Here is an 18,685-nt window from a genome sequence, read left to right as displayed (position 1 = left end):
GGTCGTCAATCGGACGCGACCTCCCCTTGGCGATCGTTGATGTCCTGGTAGGTCGACCGGAGCGTCGCCGACGCCACGCCGGCTACCGTCGCGGCGTCCCGCTGGGTGAGATCGCCGCCGTGTTCTCTGGCGGCAGTGTACAGACAGGCGGCGGCGACACCGCTAGGCGCGCGCCCGCCGGCGAGGTTCCGATCCACGACGATCGCGGCGAACTCCCGCGCTCGTCGCTCGATCTCCGGCCCCAGGTCGAGTCGATCGGCGAACCGGGGCAGGTACTCACGTGGATCGATCGGTCCGGTCTCGAGACCGAGTTCGCGGTTGAGCGCGGCGTAGGCGACGGTCAACTCGTCGCTGTCGGCCTGAGCGACGGACGTAACTTCTTCGATCATCCGGGAGACGTCAGCGGACCGGCAGACGGCGTAGACGGCGGCTGCCGCCATCCCCTCGATCGTCCGCCCGTGTAGCAATCCAGCGTCCTGGCCGGATTCGAACAACACGCAGGCGTCGTCACGAAACCGCTCCGAGAGAGATAGCTGGTCGACGATCCGGCGGACTTCCATCATGCCGTACATCAGGTTTCGTTCGGTCTTCGAGGCGGTACGTGAACGGCGATGTTGCCGACGGAGTCGGGCAATCCGCCGGCGCCGTCTGGGCGCCATTCCACGATCCCTGCCGATCCGCGTCGAAAGCCCCCGATCGTGTCGCGCCCGCGAGAGCGGCGGGCCGGTCCGACGGCGATCCGTAGTGTCGTCTTCGAAACTCCGCCACTCCGGTCCGTGATCGATTCTCGATTCGGCGACGACCAGCCCACACTCGCGACAGATCCCCTCGCGGCCGTCACGCGTCAGTTCACCCCCACACTCCGGGCACTGCCCGGCCGTTTCTGGTGCGTGCACGGTTGCCGGAACAAATAACTTGCACGTAATTAATCTGCTGAAATCATTTCTCGTTGTCCAAATATCCTCACAGTCGTGTATCGATGTCGGCCACGAGTTCCTCCTGGCGACTCTCGGAGACGGACGGTCGATCACGGAACAGCGCGTGGATCGGACCGGCACTGTCGTTTTCGAACCGCGGGACGACGTGAGCGTGAACGTGAGGGACTTCCTGACCGGCAGCCTCGCCGTTGTTGACCGCGACGGTGGTCGCCGGCGCGTCGACGGCCGCCTCGACGGCGGGAACGACTTCCTGCACTGCGGCGTAGAAGTCCCGGGCTGTCTCGGCGGGCACGTCCGCGAGTCGTTCGTGGTGATCTTTCGGGATGACGAGCGTATGTCCTTCGGCGAGGGGGTTGGCGTCAAGGAAGGCCAGCGCGTTCTCGGTCTCGTGGACGGTGTGGCTCGGCAGGTCGTCGTCGACGATCGCACAGAAGACGCAGTCGGTCATACGTGACCGAACGGCTCCGCGATCCAAAAACCGCGGGGTCGCGGGTACCTTTTTGAGTTCTCTCTCCGAACAGCAGAGTAGCATGTCTTTCCAGTTCGATCCCGAGGTCCAGGCGACGTGGTTCCACAGTCCTCTCGAGGACTTCGAGGAAGTTTCAGTCGAGACGGAGGTCCGCCGGGATCCGCTCACCGGCCGACAGAGTCGAATCGTCTCGGAGAACTTCATCCGTCCGGAGGGCGACCCCGACATCGAGTCGGTCGTCGGAGACAGCGAGGGGTGTTTCTTTTGTCCCGACATGGTGGCCGACGCGACCCCGACCTATCCCGACTGGGTCGGGTTCGACCGCGGGTCGTGGGGCGAGGCGATGTCGTTCCCGAACCTCAATCCCTACGGCGACCATTCCAACGTCGTCGTTCTCACTGAGGACCACTACGTTCCGATCGAAGCGTTCACTGTCCGGCAGTTCACAGACGGCCTCGCCGCAGCCCTGGAGTTCGTCGACGTGGCACTAGAATCGGACGCCGCCGACGAGTATGCCTCGATCAACATGAACTTCCTGCGGCCGGCGGGAAGCAGTATCATCCACCCGCACATGCAGACGTTGGTCGACGAGTGCGGGACGAATCGCCAGGCCGAGCGTGCGGAAGCTGCCCGCCAGTACCGTCAGGAACACGGCGAATCATACTGGGCAACGCTCCTCGAAGAGACGGCCGACACCGACCGCCATATCGGCTCGACCGGCGACGTCGAATGGATTGCGCCCTACGCGCCCAAGCATCACCGCCACGTTCGCGCGATCGCACCCGAAGCGACCGTCCCGCATCCCGAGGATCCGATCGTCGAGGATCTGGCGGCCGGAATCGTGACCGTCCTCGAGTATTACGGCTCGGCGGGCCACAATAGCTTCAACCTCGCTATGACACTACAGGATGACGATCCGGCGAACCCGCCAGTGGTCGATCTCGTCGCGCGATCGGTGTTCGACCGGTATTACTGGTCGGATTCGCCGTTCTTCGTCACGTTGCACGACGAAAGCGTCGTCGACGTGCCGCCCGAGATCTACGCCGAAGAAGCTGCCGAGTGGTTCTGAGTGCGCTCGTCCTCACTCCGTCAACGGCAGGACGATCCCAAAGGTCAGCGGTGCGAGTAGACCGACGAAAATACCACCCACCTCGAGGTCGAGGAGCAGTCCTTTTTCCCATCCCGGGAGTCCGGGGACGACCGCTTGGCCGACGCCGCCGATCAGGAACATCGCTGCGCCGAGGACGAACCCCCAGCGAGCCAGTTTCACGTAGTCCATGTCACGATAGCCTGACATACTTCCTTCTTCGATAGGGCGGAGAAAACCGTTTCGTCTCGACGAAGCGCGATAGAAACGGTCATAGCCCTCGGCGATCAAATCGACGTATGCTCGATATCGTCGTCGAACAGCTGTCCGTGATCGTGTACACGATCCTGGCGGGAGCCCTCGGCGTGGCCGGGTTCCTCGCCGAATCGGCAGGACTGGAGACACTCATGGCGGGCCAGAACGTCCTCGGCGCCTGGGAGACCGTCGTCGGTCTCCTCATGTTGATCGCCGCCGCGAAACTGATCCGCGAGAAAGTGCTGGCCAGCCGTGCCGAGGCCTGAGTTCCGAGCAGACGCTTCCGTCACCAGCGGTGGTGGACGTGCTCGTAGAGGTGTTCCTCGTAACTGTCTCTGACTGCACCGTGGGTCTCGTGTGAGAGTTCGGGGAAGTCAGCCGCTGCGGCGTTCGCCTCGACGTGATCGGGCGTCGTCGAGCCGGGGATGACCGTCGAGACGGCGTCGTGATCGAGGATCCACCGGAGGGTAAACTGGGCCATCGACATCTCTTCGGGGACGTACGGCCGCAGGTCCGCAACGGCGTCCAGTCCTGTCTCGAAGGGCACGCCAGCGAAGGTCTCCCCACCGGCCCGACCGATCCCGGCGTCGACGCCACCCTCTGTGGCACTCTTGCGGTGGTCCCCTTCCTCGAAGTCCTCACTGCTGTCGAAGGCGTCGGCAAGCAGACCGGAGGCCAGTGGGACGCGGACGATGATACCCACGTCTTCAGCGGCCGCGCGTTCGAAGAACCGCTCGGCTGGTCGGTGTCGGAACGGGTTGAATATCAACTGGACCGTCTCGACCACCGGATACTCGATGGCTTTGTCCGCCTCTTCGACTTTCTCGACGCTGACGCCGGCGTGGGCGATCTCACCCTCCTCTTGTAGTTCCTCTAGCGTCTCGAACGTGCTTGGGTCGTAGAACGCCTGTGTCTCCGGGCAATGCAACTGCAGGAGGTCGACGGTCTCGACGCCGAGACGTTCCTTCGAGCCGTCGATGGATTCCCGAAGTCCTGCCCCAGAGTGGCCACCGTCCTCGTCGGGCGCGGCCTTCGTCGGGACGAAGACGCCATCGCGCCCTCGTTCGTCGAGGACCTCGCCAATGAGCCGTTCGGCCCGGCCGTCCCCGTAGACTTCGGCGGTGTCGATCAGGTTGACGTCCGCATCGAGTGCGGTCCGGATCGCGTCTCTGGCCTGTTCGTCGCTGACGTCGCCCCAAGAGGGACCGACGTTCCAGGTGCCTAGACCGACCGCCGAGACGTCTACTTCCGTCGAACCGAGTGTGCGATACTCCATGCGCGTACGATCGGGTGGCGACGCGAAAAAGGCGGGGGTAGACCCACCAGTCGCCGTCGAGTAATCGATTCCCCTATAATCCCGGCGACGGTGTGATCAGGTATGACAGACGCCGAGGACCACGCCGACGCCTCGCCCCCGCAGTACGACCGGTTCGGTGAGGTGGCCGACCAGTACGACCCCGATAGCGTCCGCGATCGGGTGTTCGCCCACTGGGACGCCGTCGAGGCCTACGAGCAGACCAAAGAGCACCGTGCCGACGGCGAGGATTTCTTCTTCGTCGATGGCCCGCCATATACCTCTGGGGCGGCCCATATGGGGACGACCTGGAACAAGACGCTGAAAGACGCCTACATCCGGTATCTCCGCATGCGGGGCTACGACGTCACCGATCGGCCGGGCTATGACATGCACGGCCTGCCAATCGAGACCAAAGTCGAGGAGCGTCTTGATTTCCAGAACAAGAAGGACATCGAGGCCTTTGGCGAGGAGGCGTTCATCGAGGAGTGCAAGGACTTCGCCGAGGAGCAACTGGAAGGACTCCAGTCTGACTTCACGTCCTTCGGCGTCTGGATGGACTGGGACAACCCCTACAAGACGGTCTCTCCCGAGTACATGGAAGCCGCCTGGTGGGGCTTCGCCCAGGCCCACGAGCGCGGTCTGGTCGAACAGGGCAAGCGCTCGATCTCCCAATGCCCGCGGTGTGAGACTGCCATCGCCAACAACGAGGTCGAGTACGAGGACGTCTCCGACCCCTCGATCTACGTCAAATTTTCGCTGACTGATCGCGAGGGGAGCCTCGTCATCTGGACGACAACCCCCTGGACGATCCCCGCCAACACGTTCGTCGCCGTCGACGAGGAGCTGACCTACCAGGGTGTCAAGGCGGAGAAGGACGGCGAGACAGAGGTCCTCTGGATCGCCGAGTCCTGCGTCGAGGATGTCCTTTCGAAGGGGCGTTACGATGACTACGAGGTCATCGACGAGGCGATCGGCGAGGAGATGGTCGGCTGGACCTACGAGCACCCGCTGCGGGCTGCAGTCCCGGAGGCCCCCGACGGCGAGGGTGCGTTGCAGGTCTATACTGCCCAGTACGTCGAGGCCGACCGGACGGGACTGGTTCACTCCGCGCCCGGTCACGGTGAAGAGGACTTCGAGCGCGGCCAGGCACTCGGCCTGGACGTGTTCTGTCCGGTCGGCGGCGACGGCGTTTACGACGAGTCGGCCGGCGAGTACGCCGGCGAGTTCGTCAAGGACGCCGACGAGGCGATCATGGACGACCTCGAGGCTAACGGCAATCTCCTCTCTCGGGGGACGACCCACCACAGTTACGGCCACTGTTGGCGCTGTGACACCGGGATCATCCAGATCGTCACCGACCAGTGGTTCATCACGGTCACGGACATCAAAGACGAGATGCTCGAGAACATCGAGGACAGCGAGTGGCATCCCGACTGGGCGCGGGACAATCGCTTCCGGGATTTCGTCGAGGAGGCTCCCGACTGGAACGTTTCCCGGCAGCGCTATTGGGGGATCCCGATCCCGATCTGGATCCTCACGGAAGACGCCGACGGATCGCCGGTTGACTGGGACGGCTCGATGGAGGAAGCCATCGTGATCGGCGACCGCGAGGAACTCGCCGAGCGAGTCGATCAAGATATCGATCCTGAAGCCGTCGACCTCCACAAGGGAACCGTCGACGACCTGACGATCACCCAGGACGGCCGGACTTACGAGCGCGTTCCGGACGTCTTCGACGTCTGGCTGGACTCCTCGGTCGCCTCGTGGGGGACCCTCGATTACCCCGAGAACGAGGACGACTTCGAGGAGCTGTGGCCCGCCGATCTCATCATGGAGGCCCACGACCAGACCCGCGGATGGTTCTGGTCGCAACTCGGCATGGGGACCGCGGCGGTCGGAGAGATCCCCTACGACGAGGTGTTGATGCACGGCTACGCACTGATGCCCGACGGCCGCGGGATGTCCAAATCCAAAGGCATCACCGTCGAGCCACAGGAGGCCATCGAGGAAGGCGGGGCGGACCCGATGCGGGCGTTCCTGCTTTCTCAGAACCCTCAGGGAGAGGACATGCGATTCTCCTGGGAGGGGATGGACTCGATGCAACGGAACCTCAACATCCTCTGGAACGTCTTCCGGTTCCCGCTGCCGTACATGCGGATGGATGGTTTCGATCCAGCGGAAACCACCGTCGAGGACGTTTCCCTCGAAGAAATTGACGAGTGGGTCCTCTCCAGGCTGCAGACCGTCGAGAGCGAGATGGGCGAGCACTTCGAGGAGCGACGCCAGGACCGCGCCATCGAGACGCTGATGGAGTTCGTCGTCGAGGACGTCTCCCGCTTTTACGTCCAGGCCGTCCGCGATCGCGTCTGGGAGGAGGGCGAGGACGGCTCGAAGGAAGCGGCCTACGCTACCCTCTATCGCGTTCTGGAGGAGACCGTCGCACTGTTGGCCCCCTTCACGCCTTTCGTTGCCGAGGAGATCTACCAGTATCTCACCGGCGACGCCGGCTACGACACGGTCCACATGTGCGACTGGCCCGAACCCGACGACGCGCTCCGGGACGTCGGCCTCGAAGACGAGATTTCGGTCGTCCGGGCCGTCGAAGAGGCGGGCTCGAACGCCCGTCAGCAGGCCGAGCGCAAACTCCGCTGGCCGGTCAAGCGCGTCGTCGTCGACGTCGACGACCAAGAGGTCGGCGGGTCGATCGAACTCCAGTCCGATCTGCTGGCCGAGCGACTCAACGCCCGCGCGATTGAGGTCGTCGGTCCCGACGAGGAGTGGGGTGAACTCACCTACAGCGCCGCGGCCGACATGAGCAAACTCGGCCCTGCCTTCGGCGACGACGCCGGTGCGATCATGAATGCCCTCAACGACGCCAGCGTCGCCGAACCCACGATCGAGGCCCTGGAGTCCGCCGTCGCGAGCGAACTCGGCCGGGGTGTCGATCTCGACGAGGAAATGGTCGAGTTCGTCCGTAACACGCCCGAGGGTGTCGCGAGCACGGAGTTCGAGGCGCTCGACGGCGGTGGCGTCGTCTACGTCGACACCACGCTGACCGAGGACATCGAGAGCGAGGGCTACGCCCGGGAGCTCATCCGGCGCGTCCAGGAGATGCGGAAAGATCTCGACCTGGAGATGGACGCCCGGATTCGCGTCGAGTACGCCATAGATGACGAGCGCGTCGCTGGGCTGGTCGAAGCGCACGAGGACCTGATCGCCGATGAAGTCCGGGCCGATGCGTTCGGCGATGTCGAGGACGGCTATCCCAAGACCTGGGAGATCGAGGGCGTCGAGGCCGAGATCGCGGTCGAAGAGGTCTGAAAGGCTGCTCGCGAGGGACGAGCGAGCAGGTTTTTTTTGGTCCAGCTTTTTCGACGAATGGTGTGCGAACGGAGTGAGCACAACCTGAGGAGAAAAAGGTGGTGGCGGGATCGAGGGTATCGAGGCCGAGATCGCGGTCGAAGAAGTCTGATTCCGACTGCTGAAGAGCAGACGCGGCCTCTGGCCGCGTTTCTCTCGGCGCGAACGACGCGAACGGCGATAGTGCGCAACGAAGCTCTACAGACCATTCGATCGGGTCGCTGACCCGCTCGAAGAAGCCGTGAGCGAAGTAACGCCACGACGACATCCCACCGCTCGTATCCACCGTTTCATTGATTCGTTCGGAAAGACGGAAGTGAAATCCTCGTTCCCCCCAATGATGGAGCGGTTCATGGTTCTAATGGCGTGACCGTGATAGCCGGAGGTGTTCCCTGACTTATGAGTATTATTTGAAACCGAAATAGTATTATTCCGGTAGAAAGTACCGGAAGATACGTAATGATATCGCGACGGTCAGTCCTCCAGGCACTCGGTGCTGGGTCCCTGGGGGCAGTATCCGGCTGTCTGGACGGCTTTCCGGCGTCGAGTGCCAGAACCGAACGGGAGACACACGAGATTACCGATGGGTTCGGACGGACGGTCGCCATCCCGGAGACGGTCGGTCGTGTCGTCGGTGTCGGGCCAGGAGCACTCCGCCAGCTCGCGTATCTGGGTGCAACCGATCTCGTTGTCGGCGTCGAAGACGCCGAAGACGGCTGGGCGAGGCGCGTTCCGTACAACCTTGCGAATCCGGAACTGCGGGACAAACCCGTGATCGGTTCGGCTGGTCCCAATGCGGGAGGGAACAGCGAACGGATTCTCGCCATCGATCCCGACGTAATCTTCTATTACGGCGAGCCTTCGCGTGCCGAAACGTTGCAATCCCAGACCGACACGCCTGTCGTCGGCCTCGCAATCGTCGACATTACCGACGCGAGTGCACGAGAGACGATGTTTGAGACGTGGCGACTCGTCGGTGACGTACTCGGGAAGGCGACCCGTGCTGAGACGATCATCGAGTTCGTCCGTGAGTCGATTACCGACCTTCAGGGGAGAACAGACGCGATTTCAGTTCACGAAAGAGTGGGGGCCTACGCTGGTGCGATCAACTACAAGGGGTCCCACGGCATCGCGACGACGCGCAAGCGCTTCGCGCCGTTTCACTGGTGCAGTGTCGAGAACGTCGCCGACGCCATCGACACCGACGCCGCTTCGGTGGCCGTGAGTGACGAACAATTGCTCAGCTGGGATCCGGAAACGGTGTTCGTGAGCGCATCGAACCTGGGACGGGTTCGCGAAGACGTGAGTGCACACCCCGAATACGCCTCGATTCGTGCCTTCGAGACCGAGGAAACGTACGCGATTTTGCCACACGCGAGCTACCATCACAACTACGGATCGATCCTCGCAAATGCCTACTTCGTCGGGAAAACGGTCTACCCCGACCGCTTTGACGATGTCAATATCCGCGCGAAGACGAACGAAATCTTCGAGACGATGCTCGGCACGGGACTGTACGAACCCCTTCTCGACAGATACGACGCCCTCCAGGGACTCGATCTGCAATGACCGATACCGTCACGTCAGGCCACCGGGAGTCGGCCCCGCGGCGAGTCGGCTTTCTCGGCGGCGTCGCCGCGTTGCTCCTCATCACCTCCGTCGTGGCCCTGGCGATCGGTTCCGTTCGTGTGCCCCTCCCCGACTTGTTCGAGGCCCTGGCTGGCGGCGGTACTGAACTACATCGGAACATCGTCTGGCGGAACCGGCTGCCACGCGTCCTCGCCGCGATCGCGGCCGGCGGCGGCCTCGCCGTCGCGGGGGCAGCGATGCAGACGATCCTCCGGAATCCCCTCGGTGCGCCGTACACTCTTGGCATCTCCCAGGCCGCGGCCTTCGGTGCGGCACTGTCGATCCTGCTCACCGGCGTTGGAGCCGGCTCGTCACGGGGCGGACTCCTCGCAACGTGGCTGACGCCGATCGCGGCGTTCATGGCCGGGATGGTCTCGACGGGCGTGATCCTCGCGCTGGTCACCTATCGTCGGGCTACGCCGGAGACGATGATTCTCACCGGCGTCGCGCTCGGGTCGTTGTTCCAGGCTGGATTGACGCTGTTGCAGTACTTCGCCAGCGACACCGAGGTCGCGGCGATCGTCTACTGGACGTTCGGCGACGTGGGACTGGTCGGCTGGTCGCGCGTCGGGCTCATGCTCGCGGTCGTCCTCGTGGCGACGGCCTACTTCGTCCGGCACGGCTGGGATTACGACGTACTGGACGCGGGGACGTCGACGGCCAGGAGTCTCGGCGTAAACGTCGAGTCGCTCCGTATCCGGGGAATGGCGATCGCGTCGCTCGTGACCGCGCTGATCGTTTCGTTCGTAGGTATCATCGGGTTCGTCGGACTGGTCGCTCCACACATCGTCCGAATGGTCATCGGTGGGACCGAGCGATACCTCCTGCCGGCTTCGGTCCTGGTCGGCGCGACGTTGCTGGTCGTGGCCGACACAGTTGCTCGGACGGTCCTCACACCGGTCGTGTTGCCGGTCGGGATCCTCACGTCGTTCATCGGCGCGCCGCTTTTCATCTCCCTCGTCATCGAGGGGAGGGACTACTGGTGACACTCGAAATTCGGGGACTTCAGTTCGCGTACGGCGAGGAGTCTGTCCTCGACGGGATCGACTTCACGGCCGAGTCGGGCGAGTTGCTGGGCCTGCTCGGCCCGAACGGATCGGGCAAGAGCACGCTCCTGCAGTGCTGTACTCGCCTGTTGGAGCCGGACGGCGGGGAAGAGACTCTCGAAGGCGATCGGGTGGGCGACCTCCCAGCCGACGAACGCGCTCGCCGGATCGGATACGTTCCACAGACCGAATCCCGGACGTTTCCGGCGTCGGTCTTCGAGACGGTCCTGCAGGGTCGACGACCCCACGGCGGATGGACGCCGAGTGTCCGCGATCGGGAAGCTGTCGAGGTGACGATCGAACGCCTCGGAATCGATGAACTTGCGGCTCGAAACGTGAGTGAACTCTCCGGGGGACAGCGCCAGAAGGTCCGCCTGGGCCGGGCGATCGTCGGTGATCCGTCCGTGTTGTTGCTCGACGAACCGACGAGTGCGCTCGACCTGAAACACCGCCTGGAAGTGATGGACCTCCTGGTCGAACACGTCCGGGAACGCGATGTGACGGGTCTGCTCGCCATTCACGACCTGAATCTGGCCGCCCGCTATTGTGACCGCGTCGCGCTGCTGGCTGACGGGCAGATCCACGCGGTCGGGGCCCCCGACGTACTGACGTCCGAAACAGTCCGGGCAGTCTACGGCGTGGAGGCGTCCGTTCGGGAGCATCGTGACCGGCAGCTGGTCGTGCCCGAGCAACCGGCGACGGGTTCGAGGGCAGATGTGCAATCGACCGATCGGACCGAGGACGCCCCGGGAGCGGTCGAGGGAACCGCGACCGACGACTGATCGAGGTGAGACAATGGACTACGACAGCACACACGTCGGAACGGTACACAGCGATTTCGAGGAACCGAGCGATCCGGATGCGATGCGCGACGCCGAGAGTACGATCGTCGTCGACACCGAGTACGAGGAGGCGCTCTACCGGATCGAGGACAACGACCACCTCAAGATCGTCTTCTACATTCATCAGGCTGACGAGCCGACCCTCAGAGGGCCGCGACGCTATGGCGTCGAGCGTGGGACCTTCGCCTGTCGAAGCCCCAACCGGCCGAGCCCGATCGGCACGACAACCGTCGAACTGATCGAACGCGACGGTCAGGAGTTGCGGGTCCAGGGTCTCGACGCTATCGACGGCACGCCCGTGCTGGATATCAAGCCCTACGCCCCAAATCTCGACCGACCCGAGGAGACCGACGAGGACCGCCGCGATGCGCCGCGGGAACGGATCGAACGCGGGGTTCGAAACCGTGAACGCGAGGAACTCCTCCTGCGGGCGGGTGAGATCCACGGCCACTTCTGTCCGTATCTGGCGCTGGGAGTGATGTCCGGCGTCCACGCGATGCGGGAACTCGGGGCAACGAACGAGGGAATGGAGGACTACCTGGCCGTCCTCGAGACGAACAGCTGCTTCGCCGACGGTGTCCAGGTCGTGACGGGGTGTACGTTCGGGAACAACGCACTGATCTATCGCGATTACGGCAAGACCGCCGTGACGCTCGTCTCGCGGGACGAACCGGACGACGGCGTCCGCGTCCATGTTAAAGAGCGCGAGGAGATCGTCGAGCGTGACTATCCTGAAGCGAGTGAGTTGTTCGACCGCGTGATCGCCGAGGGGGAGGGGACGGCCGCGGATCGCGAGCGACTGTCCGAAGTGTGGGCCGAGGTCGCCTTCAACCTGATCGATCGACCGATACACGATCTTTGTGACGTCGAGACGGCCGTCTCTGTCGACTTGCCAGACCGCGCGCCGATCTTCGAGGACGCCACCTGTGGCGTGTGTGGCGAGTCGGTCATGGCACCGAAGACGGTCGAGTGCGACGGTGAGACGCGCTGTCGGGACTGTGCGGACGCGTCGTATCTTCAACTGGACGGCCGTGGACTGGCCCGGATCGACCCCCGGAAGTGACGCGTTCGGTTCGTGACCGTGTCGTGGAGGTCGCGACCGACGCCGGCTCGTTCACTCGACGATCAGGTCGTCGTCCATCGGCAGCACGGAGTAACTGACCGTCTGGACGTCTTTGGTCGCCCGGATCGTGCCGACGACTGTCGAGATCGCTTCGAGCGTTCCTTCGAGGACGAACAACTCGAGACAGGCGTTCTCGCCGACGTGGGTGTGGAAGTTCGATTCGACGATATCGTCGAACTCGTGGCGGATCTCCATCATCTCGGCCTCGACATCGCCGGCCTGATAGTCGAACAGAACCGTCACGGTCGCCATCAACAAACGCCCTTCCAGTGACTGGTCGTCGAACTCGTCGAGTAACTCCCGGCTGGCGTCGCGGATCACCTCGCTTCGCCCGCTGTAGCCGTGTTCCTCGGCGAACTGATCCAGTCGATCGACCAGATCTTCCGGCATCGAGACACTGACGATGGGCATACTTGAAGGCGCGGCCGTCAGATATTAACAGTTGGCATCGCTCCTTGGTCCCTTTCGATACTGCGTCGCCCCTCAGCGAGTACTCGCCGTTTGCTCCGCGGTGTGTATGTCGAATTCCGTACTCACGTCACCCAGCAGCGTGTCGCTGATCTCGGGCGCCGTTGAGTGGTCGGCACGGTCGGGGACCCCCTGACGTCCAGTCCCATCTCGACGGCGAGTTGCACCGTCTTGGTCACTACGTCGGCCGGTCGTGCATCCCTGTAGTATGAACATCTACTCGTTCCAGAGGGGGTAGGAAACGACCGAAGGCCGAGGTCCTTGGAGGTCAACTGAACGCCCAGGTCTCCGGGGGTCTATCTGCTCAGACCGGACTTGTTTTCCGGCGAACGGACTCGTCTGGCAGAACGAAGATCGAATTCATAACTAATATCCTCTAAATAGCAATTTTTATTAAATTAGATAGATTAGTTATTACTGGAGTCAATAACCAATGTACGGGGACCCAGACGACATGCACGCACCATGAACGTGGAAATCGAAACCGGACGGACACGACGTGAGCATATCGCAGTAGTGGTCAGCGCCGTCACCGCGATCCTCTTTGCCGCGGTCGTGGCAGGGGGTATCGTCGCCGGCCGGCTGACGCTCGTGGTCGTCGTGGCCTTCGGCTTCCTCGCGATGGTCGCTGGGGTGACGATCAGTCTCTTCGTGGACTTCGGGACACCCGACCGTCAGGTCTGGGCCTACGGCCTCGCCAGTGGGGCGATGCTCGCCAGCGCCGCGGCCCTCCTCGCACCGAAGGCGATCACTCGCCACCCGGAGTACGGCGGGTTCGCCATCGCCCTGGGCTATCTGGCTGGATACGCCGGCCACGAACTCGGTCACCTCGTCACTCACTACGACCTCCCGCTGAACGCTGCCGTAAGTGAGCTCACGCTGCACGCATTCGCAGCAGGGTCGATCATGGGCGTCGTCTACGGCTCGCTGCCCGACCTCTCGGCGCTGTTCGGCTTTGGCATCCTGGCACACAAGTTCCCGGCCGGGTTCACGGGGTCGGAGGCGCTGAAACAGTCGGGGATTCCACGCACAATCATGATCGTCCCCGCGTCGGCCGTCGCCCTGGCGGCGATCCCGCTGTCGATCTTGACGCCGGACCTCTCGGCGACTGTCCAAGCGGTGTTCTACGGCGTCTCGACGGGCGTGTTCGCCCACGTCGGGATCGACATGTTGCCGGAGTGCTCACACGTCGGCTCTCACGCCGATTCCAGCGGGCATGGATCCATCGAGTGCTCGCGCAATATTCATCGCGTCCGACAGTACGCCGTGGCGAGCACTTTCGCCGGAGCCGGCGCGATTTTCGTGCTGTGGCAGGCTCTCGCGATGGGATAGGTGACGGCCAAGGTTCACAGACATTAGCTATATTTTCCGAATAGAGAATTGAATTTCTCTTTCAGAGATCGAAGTTTTTAATATTGTGAATAAGGTACAAGACAATGCAATGGAATCCGAGACAGACGACACGAGCGGTATCCCGTTGATCGGCGATGCGTTCCCCGATCTCGAGGTCGAGACGACCCACGGCACGATCTCGCTGCCGGCGGACTACGCGGGCGAGTGGGTCGTGCTGTTCAGCCATCCGGGTGACTTCACGCCGGTCTGTACGAGCGAGTTTGTCGCCTTCGAGGATCGACGCGAGGAGTTCGAGGCACGCGATGCCAACTTGATCGGCCTCTCGGTCGATCGCGTTCACTCACACCTCAAGTGGGTCGATTGGATCGAGGAGGAACTCGGCGTCGAGATCGGCTTCCCGATCATCGCCGACGAGAGCGGTCGAGTCGGTGAACAACTGGGTATGATCCAGTCCGGTGCCGGGACGAGTACCGTCCGGGCCGTCTTCGTCATCGATCCCGAGGGCGTCGTCCGGCAGGTACTGTACTACCCCGAAGAGATCGGTCGCAACATCGACGAGATCCTGCGCTCGCTGGACGCTCTCCAGAAGAGCGACGACGAGGGCGTTGCCACGCCGGCAAACTGGCCTGAGAACGAGCGCTTCGGCGATCGCGTCCTCCTGCCGCCGCCGGGCACCCGCGAGGACGTCGATACCCGCGAAGCCGAAGCCGAAGACGAGGGTTACGAGCAGTACGACTGGTGGTTCACCCTCTCCGAACAGTAGGTTAGTACGCCACTACAACGCGACTCACTGCACTCTGGCCTGCTGGCGAATCAGTCCCTCGAAGTTCTCGAAAACGCGTTTCGCCGCCGCCGTTTCGGCGTGTGTTGCGGGCATAATCGCGTCGAGGATCCGATCGAGACGTGCAGCCGGGATTTCGCCCTCCTTGTTCTGGACGACCCACCGAGCGGTCTCGAGGTCGTACTCGGGATGGAACTGGACGCCGAGTGCGTTCTCGACGCGAAACGCCTGGATCGAGCACTCGTTCTCGGCGAGCAGCGTCGCGTCCTCCGGGAGGTCGACCACGGCGTCGGAATGGCTTTCGAATGCGAGAAACGATTCGTCGATCCCCTCCAAGAGCGGATCGGCCGCCACGCGATCGATCGTGGCGTAACCGAGTTCGTACTCGCCCATCGGCTCGACAGCTCCACCCAGCGCCCGAGCGAGGAGCTGGTGACCCCAGCAGATGCCAAGTACCGGCACGCCGGCGGTCACCGCGTCGGCCACCCACTCGGCCGTCCGGTCGATCCACGCTCGCTCCTCGTAGACAGCGGTCTGTGAGCCGGAGACGACGACACTCTCGTCCGTCCACGCGTCGGTGTCTGGATCCGGCGGGACATCGTGGTCGCTCACTTTCCAGGCTGTCACGGGCAGGTCGATTTCCCGACGGACATTCCGTTCTGCGGGCGTCTGCCCGATCGAAGCATCGAGGAGTGTAACGGTTGGCTCTGTCATAATCGGTGGATCCAGATCTCGGTCGGGCTACTCGTGGCCGCTCGTCGTACGGGCGACGTCAGCAAAAGCACTTGGCCAACGTGTGTGGTTGCCGGAAACCGATGGGCCGACCGGACTGAGAATCTCTCCTGTTTTTGCCGTTCCAAAACCTGACAACGGAATCAGAACTCACAAGAGCTACTGGAACATACATTTTTGAAACAAATGTTGCTTTGCATCCCCAGTCGTGACGACGGGACGCTTGAGGCACCGACCTCACCGCACTTCGGACGAGCACCGAACTACTCGGTGTACGATTCCAATACCGAGGAGGTCGAGGTGATCGACAACGACGGCCAGCACCACGGTGGCCGTCGCTCGCCACCGAAGATCATCGCCGAGACGGGCGCCGACACGCTGATCGTCGGCAATCTCGGCCAGCGGGCCGTCGAGCGGTTCGACGCGATGGACATCGAGGTCTACTGTGGGGCCGAGGGGACTGTCAGCGACGCCATCGAACAGTTCGAAGCGGGCGACCTCGAGGCAGCGACTCCCGACGGGACCCACTGTGAAGGCCACGAGAGCCACGACCACGACGACGGCCATTCTCATGGGCACGATCACGAACACCACGCGGAGTGAAACAGACGATGCCCATGCCCACAGTCACGATACTCGCAGACAACGAAGTGACGGGTTCACGACCGAAAGGACTGCGCGCCGAGTGGGGCTTTTCGACGGCGATCGACGACGTGCTGTTCGACGCCGGACAAACGGGCGTCGCCGCCGACAACGCCGGGACGCTCGGCGTCGGTCCCTTCGAGACGGTCGTCCTGAGTCACGGTCACTACGACCACACCAAAGGCCTGCCACCGTTCCTCGGAGACGCCGAACGGCTGTACTGCCATCCCGACGCCTTCGAGCCGAAGTACCACGGCGAGGAGCAGATCGGGATGCCGTACGCCCGGTCGTGGCTCGAAGCGAGGGTCTCGATCACGACACACACCGATCCAGTCGAGGTCGCGCCAGGGATTCACGCGCTCGGTGAGATCCCGCGGGAGTATCCCGACAGCCGAACTGGCGAAATAGTCGCGGACGGCAAGCGCATCGAGGACCCTGTCCGGGACGACCAGTCGCTGGCCATCGAGGTCGACGATGGCATCAGCCTCGTCCTAGGTTGTTGTCACGCCGGCCTCCGAAACACGATTAGCTACGCCGAAGACGTCTTCGACGCACCGGTGCAGACCGTGATCGGTGGAACCCACCTCCGATCGGACGATCGACGCGAGATCGACCCCATCGTCGAGTGGCTCGACGGGCGGATCGAACGGATCGCACCGACACATTGTACTGGTCACGTCGCCAGGCGCGCACTCGAGGATCGCTTCGGCGAACGGTTCGTCCGCGTGGGCGCGGGATCGCGGATCGACCTGTGACTGTCGAAGGGCGCGGCGATTCTTGCCAATTGGGTACTGGCAAAAGGGTTATGCCGGGGGATTTACTAGCGAACGTGATGGCACCGAAAACGAGCGGACGTGGCGGCCCGCGCGGAGCAGGGTGCTGTGGTGGCGATCGTCGCCGAGGTGATCGACGCCGCGAGCGCGCCCGGAACGAGAACGGACAGTTCGCCGATTCGATCGACCCGGCGGACGTCCTCTCGGTCTTCGACGCCGTCGAAGGGCCAGTCGTGACGAGCACCGACGTCGCCGACGTGCTCGGCATCTCGACGGAATCTGCCCGACAGCACCTGAACGAGCAGGTCGGCGAAGGGACGCTCCGTCGGCGCAAGACCGGCCGGACGATCGTCTACTGGCAAGTGACGACGAACAAAGGCGAAGGGGACGAGTGAACGGTTCCGGAGTACGATTCATGAGTCTACGCACACACGATGTGGTGGACGATCTCACACCTGGGGAGGGGCGATACCTTTGTGGCGTCCTCTACCGGACGCTGGTGGATTCACCGCCGGTGAGCAACCGTGAACTCACCGACTATCTCGACGTCAGTGGCGCGAGCGTCACCGGCATGGTCGAGTCACTCGCCGAGCAAGAGCTGGTCGAGTACGAGCGCTACCATGGCGTCGAGTTGACCGACCGTGGCGAGCGTGTTGCCCGGGCTGTGTTGTGGCGTCGGTGTGCGGTACAGACGTTCTTCGAACAGGGACTCGATCTCTCGTTGAGCGACAGTCGCGCCTACCGGATCGGCTTCGAGTTGTCCCGCGAGCAGATCCGCGCGATCGGCGATCGCACCGATCAGCCTTGCCGATATCACTGTGAGGCGTCGTCCGCGGCCGAATGCGACGTGTTCTCGGCCTGAAATACCTCCGTTCTACTGACTCTTGGCCCCGCTTCTCGCTTCCTCGAGATCGACGTTCTCTAGCCCGGCGATGTCGAGTGACGGCTACTGTCGAGGCATCGCCCTACAGCGTCACAGCGCGTCGGCGATGACGGGTGCGACGCTGACGTCGCTGACGATGCGTTCCAAGGTGTCCGTGGCGTACATGTTCTCGACGCCGGCCCGGAGGAGTTTGCTCCAGGCCCCGCTGGCTAGCAGCGGGTGGACACAGGTCGCAAAGACCCGGTCGGCCCCAGCGTCGGTTGCTGCCCGGGCCGCCGTGGACATCGTCGCGCCCGTGGCAACGAAGTCATCGACGAATACGACGTCTCGGTCCGCGACGCTCGACTCGACGGGAGCGAGTTCCGCTGCGTCGGCCGATCCGGCCGGCGGGACGAGGTGATCGACCGCGCCGGCACCGTAGGCGTCCCGGACGGATTCGGCGAGCGGGCGGGCCTGTTCGTCGGTTCCTAAAAACAGCGGATCGGCCAATCCGTCCGGTAGCGGTTCGGCCAGTCGGTGGGAGCCGTCGACGGCAGTGGCGGGCACCTCGAACATCTCCTCGGCGTCTTCCTCGTGGGGGTTGACCGTGATCACCCGGTCGCTCCCGGGCGACAGCGCCCGAGCGACCGTCCGCAACGAGACAATGTCGCCGGGCTGGTACTTCCGGTTCTGACGCGCGTATCCAGGGTACGGGACGACAGTGACCACCTCGTCGGCGCCGGCTTGCCGCGCTGCGTCCTGGAGAAGGAGTGCCTCTATGTGGGCGTCGTTCGAGACCGTCGAGATGACCACGATCGCCCGATCGGCGATGGATTCGGTGACTTCCACGTTCAACTCACCGTCGGGGAAGTACTCGACTTCGGCTGCGCCGAGCGGTTCGCCGGTCGCTTCGGCGATCCTGGCCGCGAGCGTCTGGGAGGCCGACCCGCTGAGGATCATCTTTCCTCCGAGGCGGAAATCCCGCCGTTCACGGCGGGGAGGAAGCCGATACGATACTGTGCTACCGC

General features: G+C 63.4%; 20 protein-coding genes. 13 read left to right on the top strand and 7 right to left on the bottom strand.

What is annotated here, in order from left to right:
* Nucleotides 1–5 precede the first annotated feature (5 nt).
* Both E3374_RS14855 and E3374_RS14850 read right to left on the bottom strand, forming a co-directional pair.
* Nucleotides 6–896: a transcription initiation factor IIB gene (locus E3374_RS14855; RefSeq protein WP_136689745.1), complete on the bottom strand. Its 891-nt coding sequence runs from the start codon at nt 894–896 to the stop codon at nt 6–8.
* A gap of 67 nt (nt 897–963) precedes the next feature.
* The gene (locus E3374_RS14850) at nt 964–1,386 is read right to left on the bottom strand and encodes an HIT family protein (protein WP_136689744.1); all 423 of its coding nucleotides are present in this window, start codon (nt 1,384–1,386) and stop codon (nt 964–966) included.
* Between the two features lie 82 nt (nt 1,387–1,468).
* On the opposite strand from E3374_RS14850, the gene E3374_RS14845 reads away from it, so the two are divergent.
* Nucleotides 1,469–2,476 (top strand): hypothetical protein, encoded by a 1,008-nt coding sequence (locus tag E3374_RS14845; protein WP_136689743.1) that lies wholly within the window; start codon nt 1,469–1,471, stop codon nt 2,474–2,476.
* 12 nt (nt 2,477–2,488) lie between these two features.
* On the opposite strand, the gene E3374_RS14840 is transcribed toward E3374_RS14845, so the two are convergent.
* Nucleotides 2,489–2,704 carry a DUF7860 family protein gene (locus tag E3374_RS14840; RefSeq protein ID WP_136689742.1) on the bottom strand — a complete coding sequence of 72 codons (216 nt, stop codon included), beginning with the start codon at nt 2,702–2,704 and terminating at the stop codon, nt 2,489–2,491.
* An 89-nt stretch (nt 2,705–2,793) separates the two neighbouring features.
* On the opposite strand from E3374_RS14840, the gene E3374_RS14835 reads away from it, so the two are divergent.
* Complete coding sequence (locus tag E3374_RS14835; protein ID WP_136689741.1) at nt 2,794–3,015, top strand: hypothetical protein; 222 nt, start codon at nt 2,794–2,796, stop codon at nt 3,013–3,015.
* A gap of 20 nt (nt 3,016–3,035) precedes the next feature.
* Here the strand turns inward: E3374_RS14835 and E3374_RS14830 are convergent, their stop codons facing one another.
* On the bottom strand, nt 3,036–4,025 hold the full coding sequence (locus E3374_RS14830; protein ID WP_136689740.1) for an aldo/keto reductase: 990 nt from the start codon (nt 4,023–4,025) through the stop codon (nt 3,036–3,038).
* Nucleotides 4,026–4,127: 102 nt separating this feature from the next.
* Between E3374_RS14830 and ileS the strand changes: the two genes are divergently transcribed.
* From ileS to tsaA, 5 genes are all read left to right on the top strand, one after another.
* Complete coding sequence (gene ileS / locus E3374_RS14825; protein WP_136689739.1) at nt 4,128–7,367, top strand: isoleucine--tRNA ligase; 3,240 nt, start codon at nt 4,128–4,130, stop codon at nt 7,365–7,367.
* A gap of 498 nt (nt 7,368–7,865) precedes the next feature.
* Nucleotides 7,866–8,975, top strand: a complete 1,110-nt coding sequence (locus E3374_RS14820; protein ID WP_136689738.1) for an ABC transporter substrate-binding protein — start codon at nt 7,866–7,868, stop codon at nt 8,973–8,975.
* Entirely contained in the window at nt 8,972–10,021 is a 1,050-nt protein-coding gene (locus E3374_RS14815; protein WP_136689737.1) for a FecCD family ABC transporter permease, read from the top strand. The genes E3374_RS14820 and E3374_RS14815 overlap by 4 nt, the downstream gene beginning before the upstream one ends.
* Nucleotides 10,018–10,863 (top strand): ABC transporter ATP-binding protein, encoded by an 846-nt coding sequence (locus E3374_RS14810; protein WP_136689736.1) that lies wholly within the window; start codon nt 10,018–10,020, stop codon nt 10,861–10,863. Before E3374_RS14815 ends, E3374_RS14810 begins: the two co-directional genes overlap by 4 nt.
* Nucleotides 10,864–10,876: 13 nt before the next feature.
* Nucleotides 10,877–11,986: a tRNA (N6-threonylcarbamoyladenosine(37)-N6)-methyltransferase TrmO gene (tsaA, locus tag E3374_RS14805; protein WP_136689735.1), complete on the top strand. Its 1,110-nt coding sequence runs from the start codon at nt 10,877–10,879 to the stop codon at nt 11,984–11,986.
* A 51-nt stretch (nt 11,987–12,037) separates the two neighbouring features.
* Here the strand turns inward: tsaA and nikR are convergent, their stop codons facing one another.
* Nucleotides 12,038–12,457, bottom strand: a complete 420-nt coding sequence (nikR, locus tag E3374_RS14800) for a nickel-responsive transcriptional regulator NikR (RefSeq protein ID WP_136689734.1) — start codon at nt 12,455–12,457, stop codon at nt 12,038–12,040.
* Between the two features lie 522 nt (nt 12,458–12,979).
* Between nikR and E3374_RS14795 the strand changes: the two genes are divergently transcribed.
* Entirely contained in the window at nt 12,980–13,846 is an 867-nt protein-coding gene (locus E3374_RS14795) for a ZIP family metal transporter (protein WP_136689733.1), read from the top strand.
* 109 nt (nt 13,847–13,955) lie between these two features.
* Nucleotides 13,956–14,630 carry a peroxiredoxin gene (locus tag E3374_RS14790; protein WP_136689732.1) on the top strand — a complete coding sequence of 225 codons (675 nt, stop codon included), beginning with the start codon at nt 13,956–13,958 and terminating at the stop codon, nt 14,628–14,630.
* Nucleotides 14,631–14,654: 24 nt separating this feature from the next.
* Here the strand turns inward: E3374_RS14790 and E3374_RS14785 are convergent, their stop codons facing one another.
* A complete protein-coding gene (locus E3374_RS14785) occupies nt 14,655–15,362 on the bottom strand; it encodes a type 1 glutamine amidotransferase (RefSeq protein ID WP_136689731.1) in 708 nt (235 codons plus the stop codon).
* A 204-nt stretch (nt 15,363–15,566) separates the two neighbouring features.
* Between E3374_RS14785 and E3374_RS14780 the strand changes: the two genes are divergently transcribed.
* The 4 genes from E3374_RS14780 to E3374_RS14765 all read left to right on the top strand — a co-directional run bounded on the left by E3374_RS14780 (nt 15,567) and on the right by E3374_RS14765 (nt 17,657).
* Nucleotides 15,567–15,983: a NifB/NifX family molybdenum-iron cluster-binding protein gene (locus tag E3374_RS14780; protein WP_136689730.1), complete on the top strand. Its 417-nt coding sequence runs from the start codon at nt 15,567–15,569 to the stop codon at nt 15,981–15,983.
* An 8-nt stretch (nt 15,984–15,991) separates the two neighbouring features.
* Nucleotides 15,992–16,777 carry an MBL fold metallo-hydrolase gene (locus E3374_RS14775; protein ID WP_211194988.1) on the top strand — a complete coding sequence of 262 codons (786 nt, stop codon included), beginning with the start codon at nt 15,992–15,994 and terminating at the stop codon, nt 16,775–16,777.
* Between the two features lie 77 nt (nt 16,778–16,854).
* Nucleotides 16,855–17,190, top strand: coding sequence for a helix-turn-helix domain-containing protein (locus E3374_RS14770; RefSeq protein ID WP_211194987.1), 336 nt, complete (start codon nt 16,855–16,857; stop codon nt 17,188–17,190).
* A 20-nt stretch (nt 17,191–17,210) separates the two neighbouring features.
* On the top strand, nt 17,211–17,657 hold the full coding sequence (locus tag E3374_RS14765; protein ID WP_136689729.1) for a metal-dependent transcriptional regulator: 447 nt from the start codon (nt 17,211–17,213) through the stop codon (nt 17,655–17,657).
* Between the two features lie 111 nt (nt 17,658–17,768).
* On the opposite strand, the gene prs is transcribed toward E3374_RS14765, so the two are convergent.
* Nucleotides 17,769–18,617, bottom strand: a complete 849-nt coding sequence (gene prs, locus E3374_RS14760; protein WP_136689728.1) for a ribose-phosphate diphosphokinase — start codon at nt 18,615–18,617, stop codon at nt 17,769–17,771.
* Nucleotides 18,618–18,685: the final 68 nt, after the last annotated feature.

This window comes from Halorhabdus amylolytica (assembly GCF_004944975.1).
Lineage (GTDB): Archaea > Halobacteriota > Halobacteria > Halobacteriales > Haloarculaceae > Halorhabdus > Halorhabdus amylolytica.
Note: the sequence above shows the minus strand (reverse complement) of the source record. Positions and strands in the feature narration are given on the sequence as shown.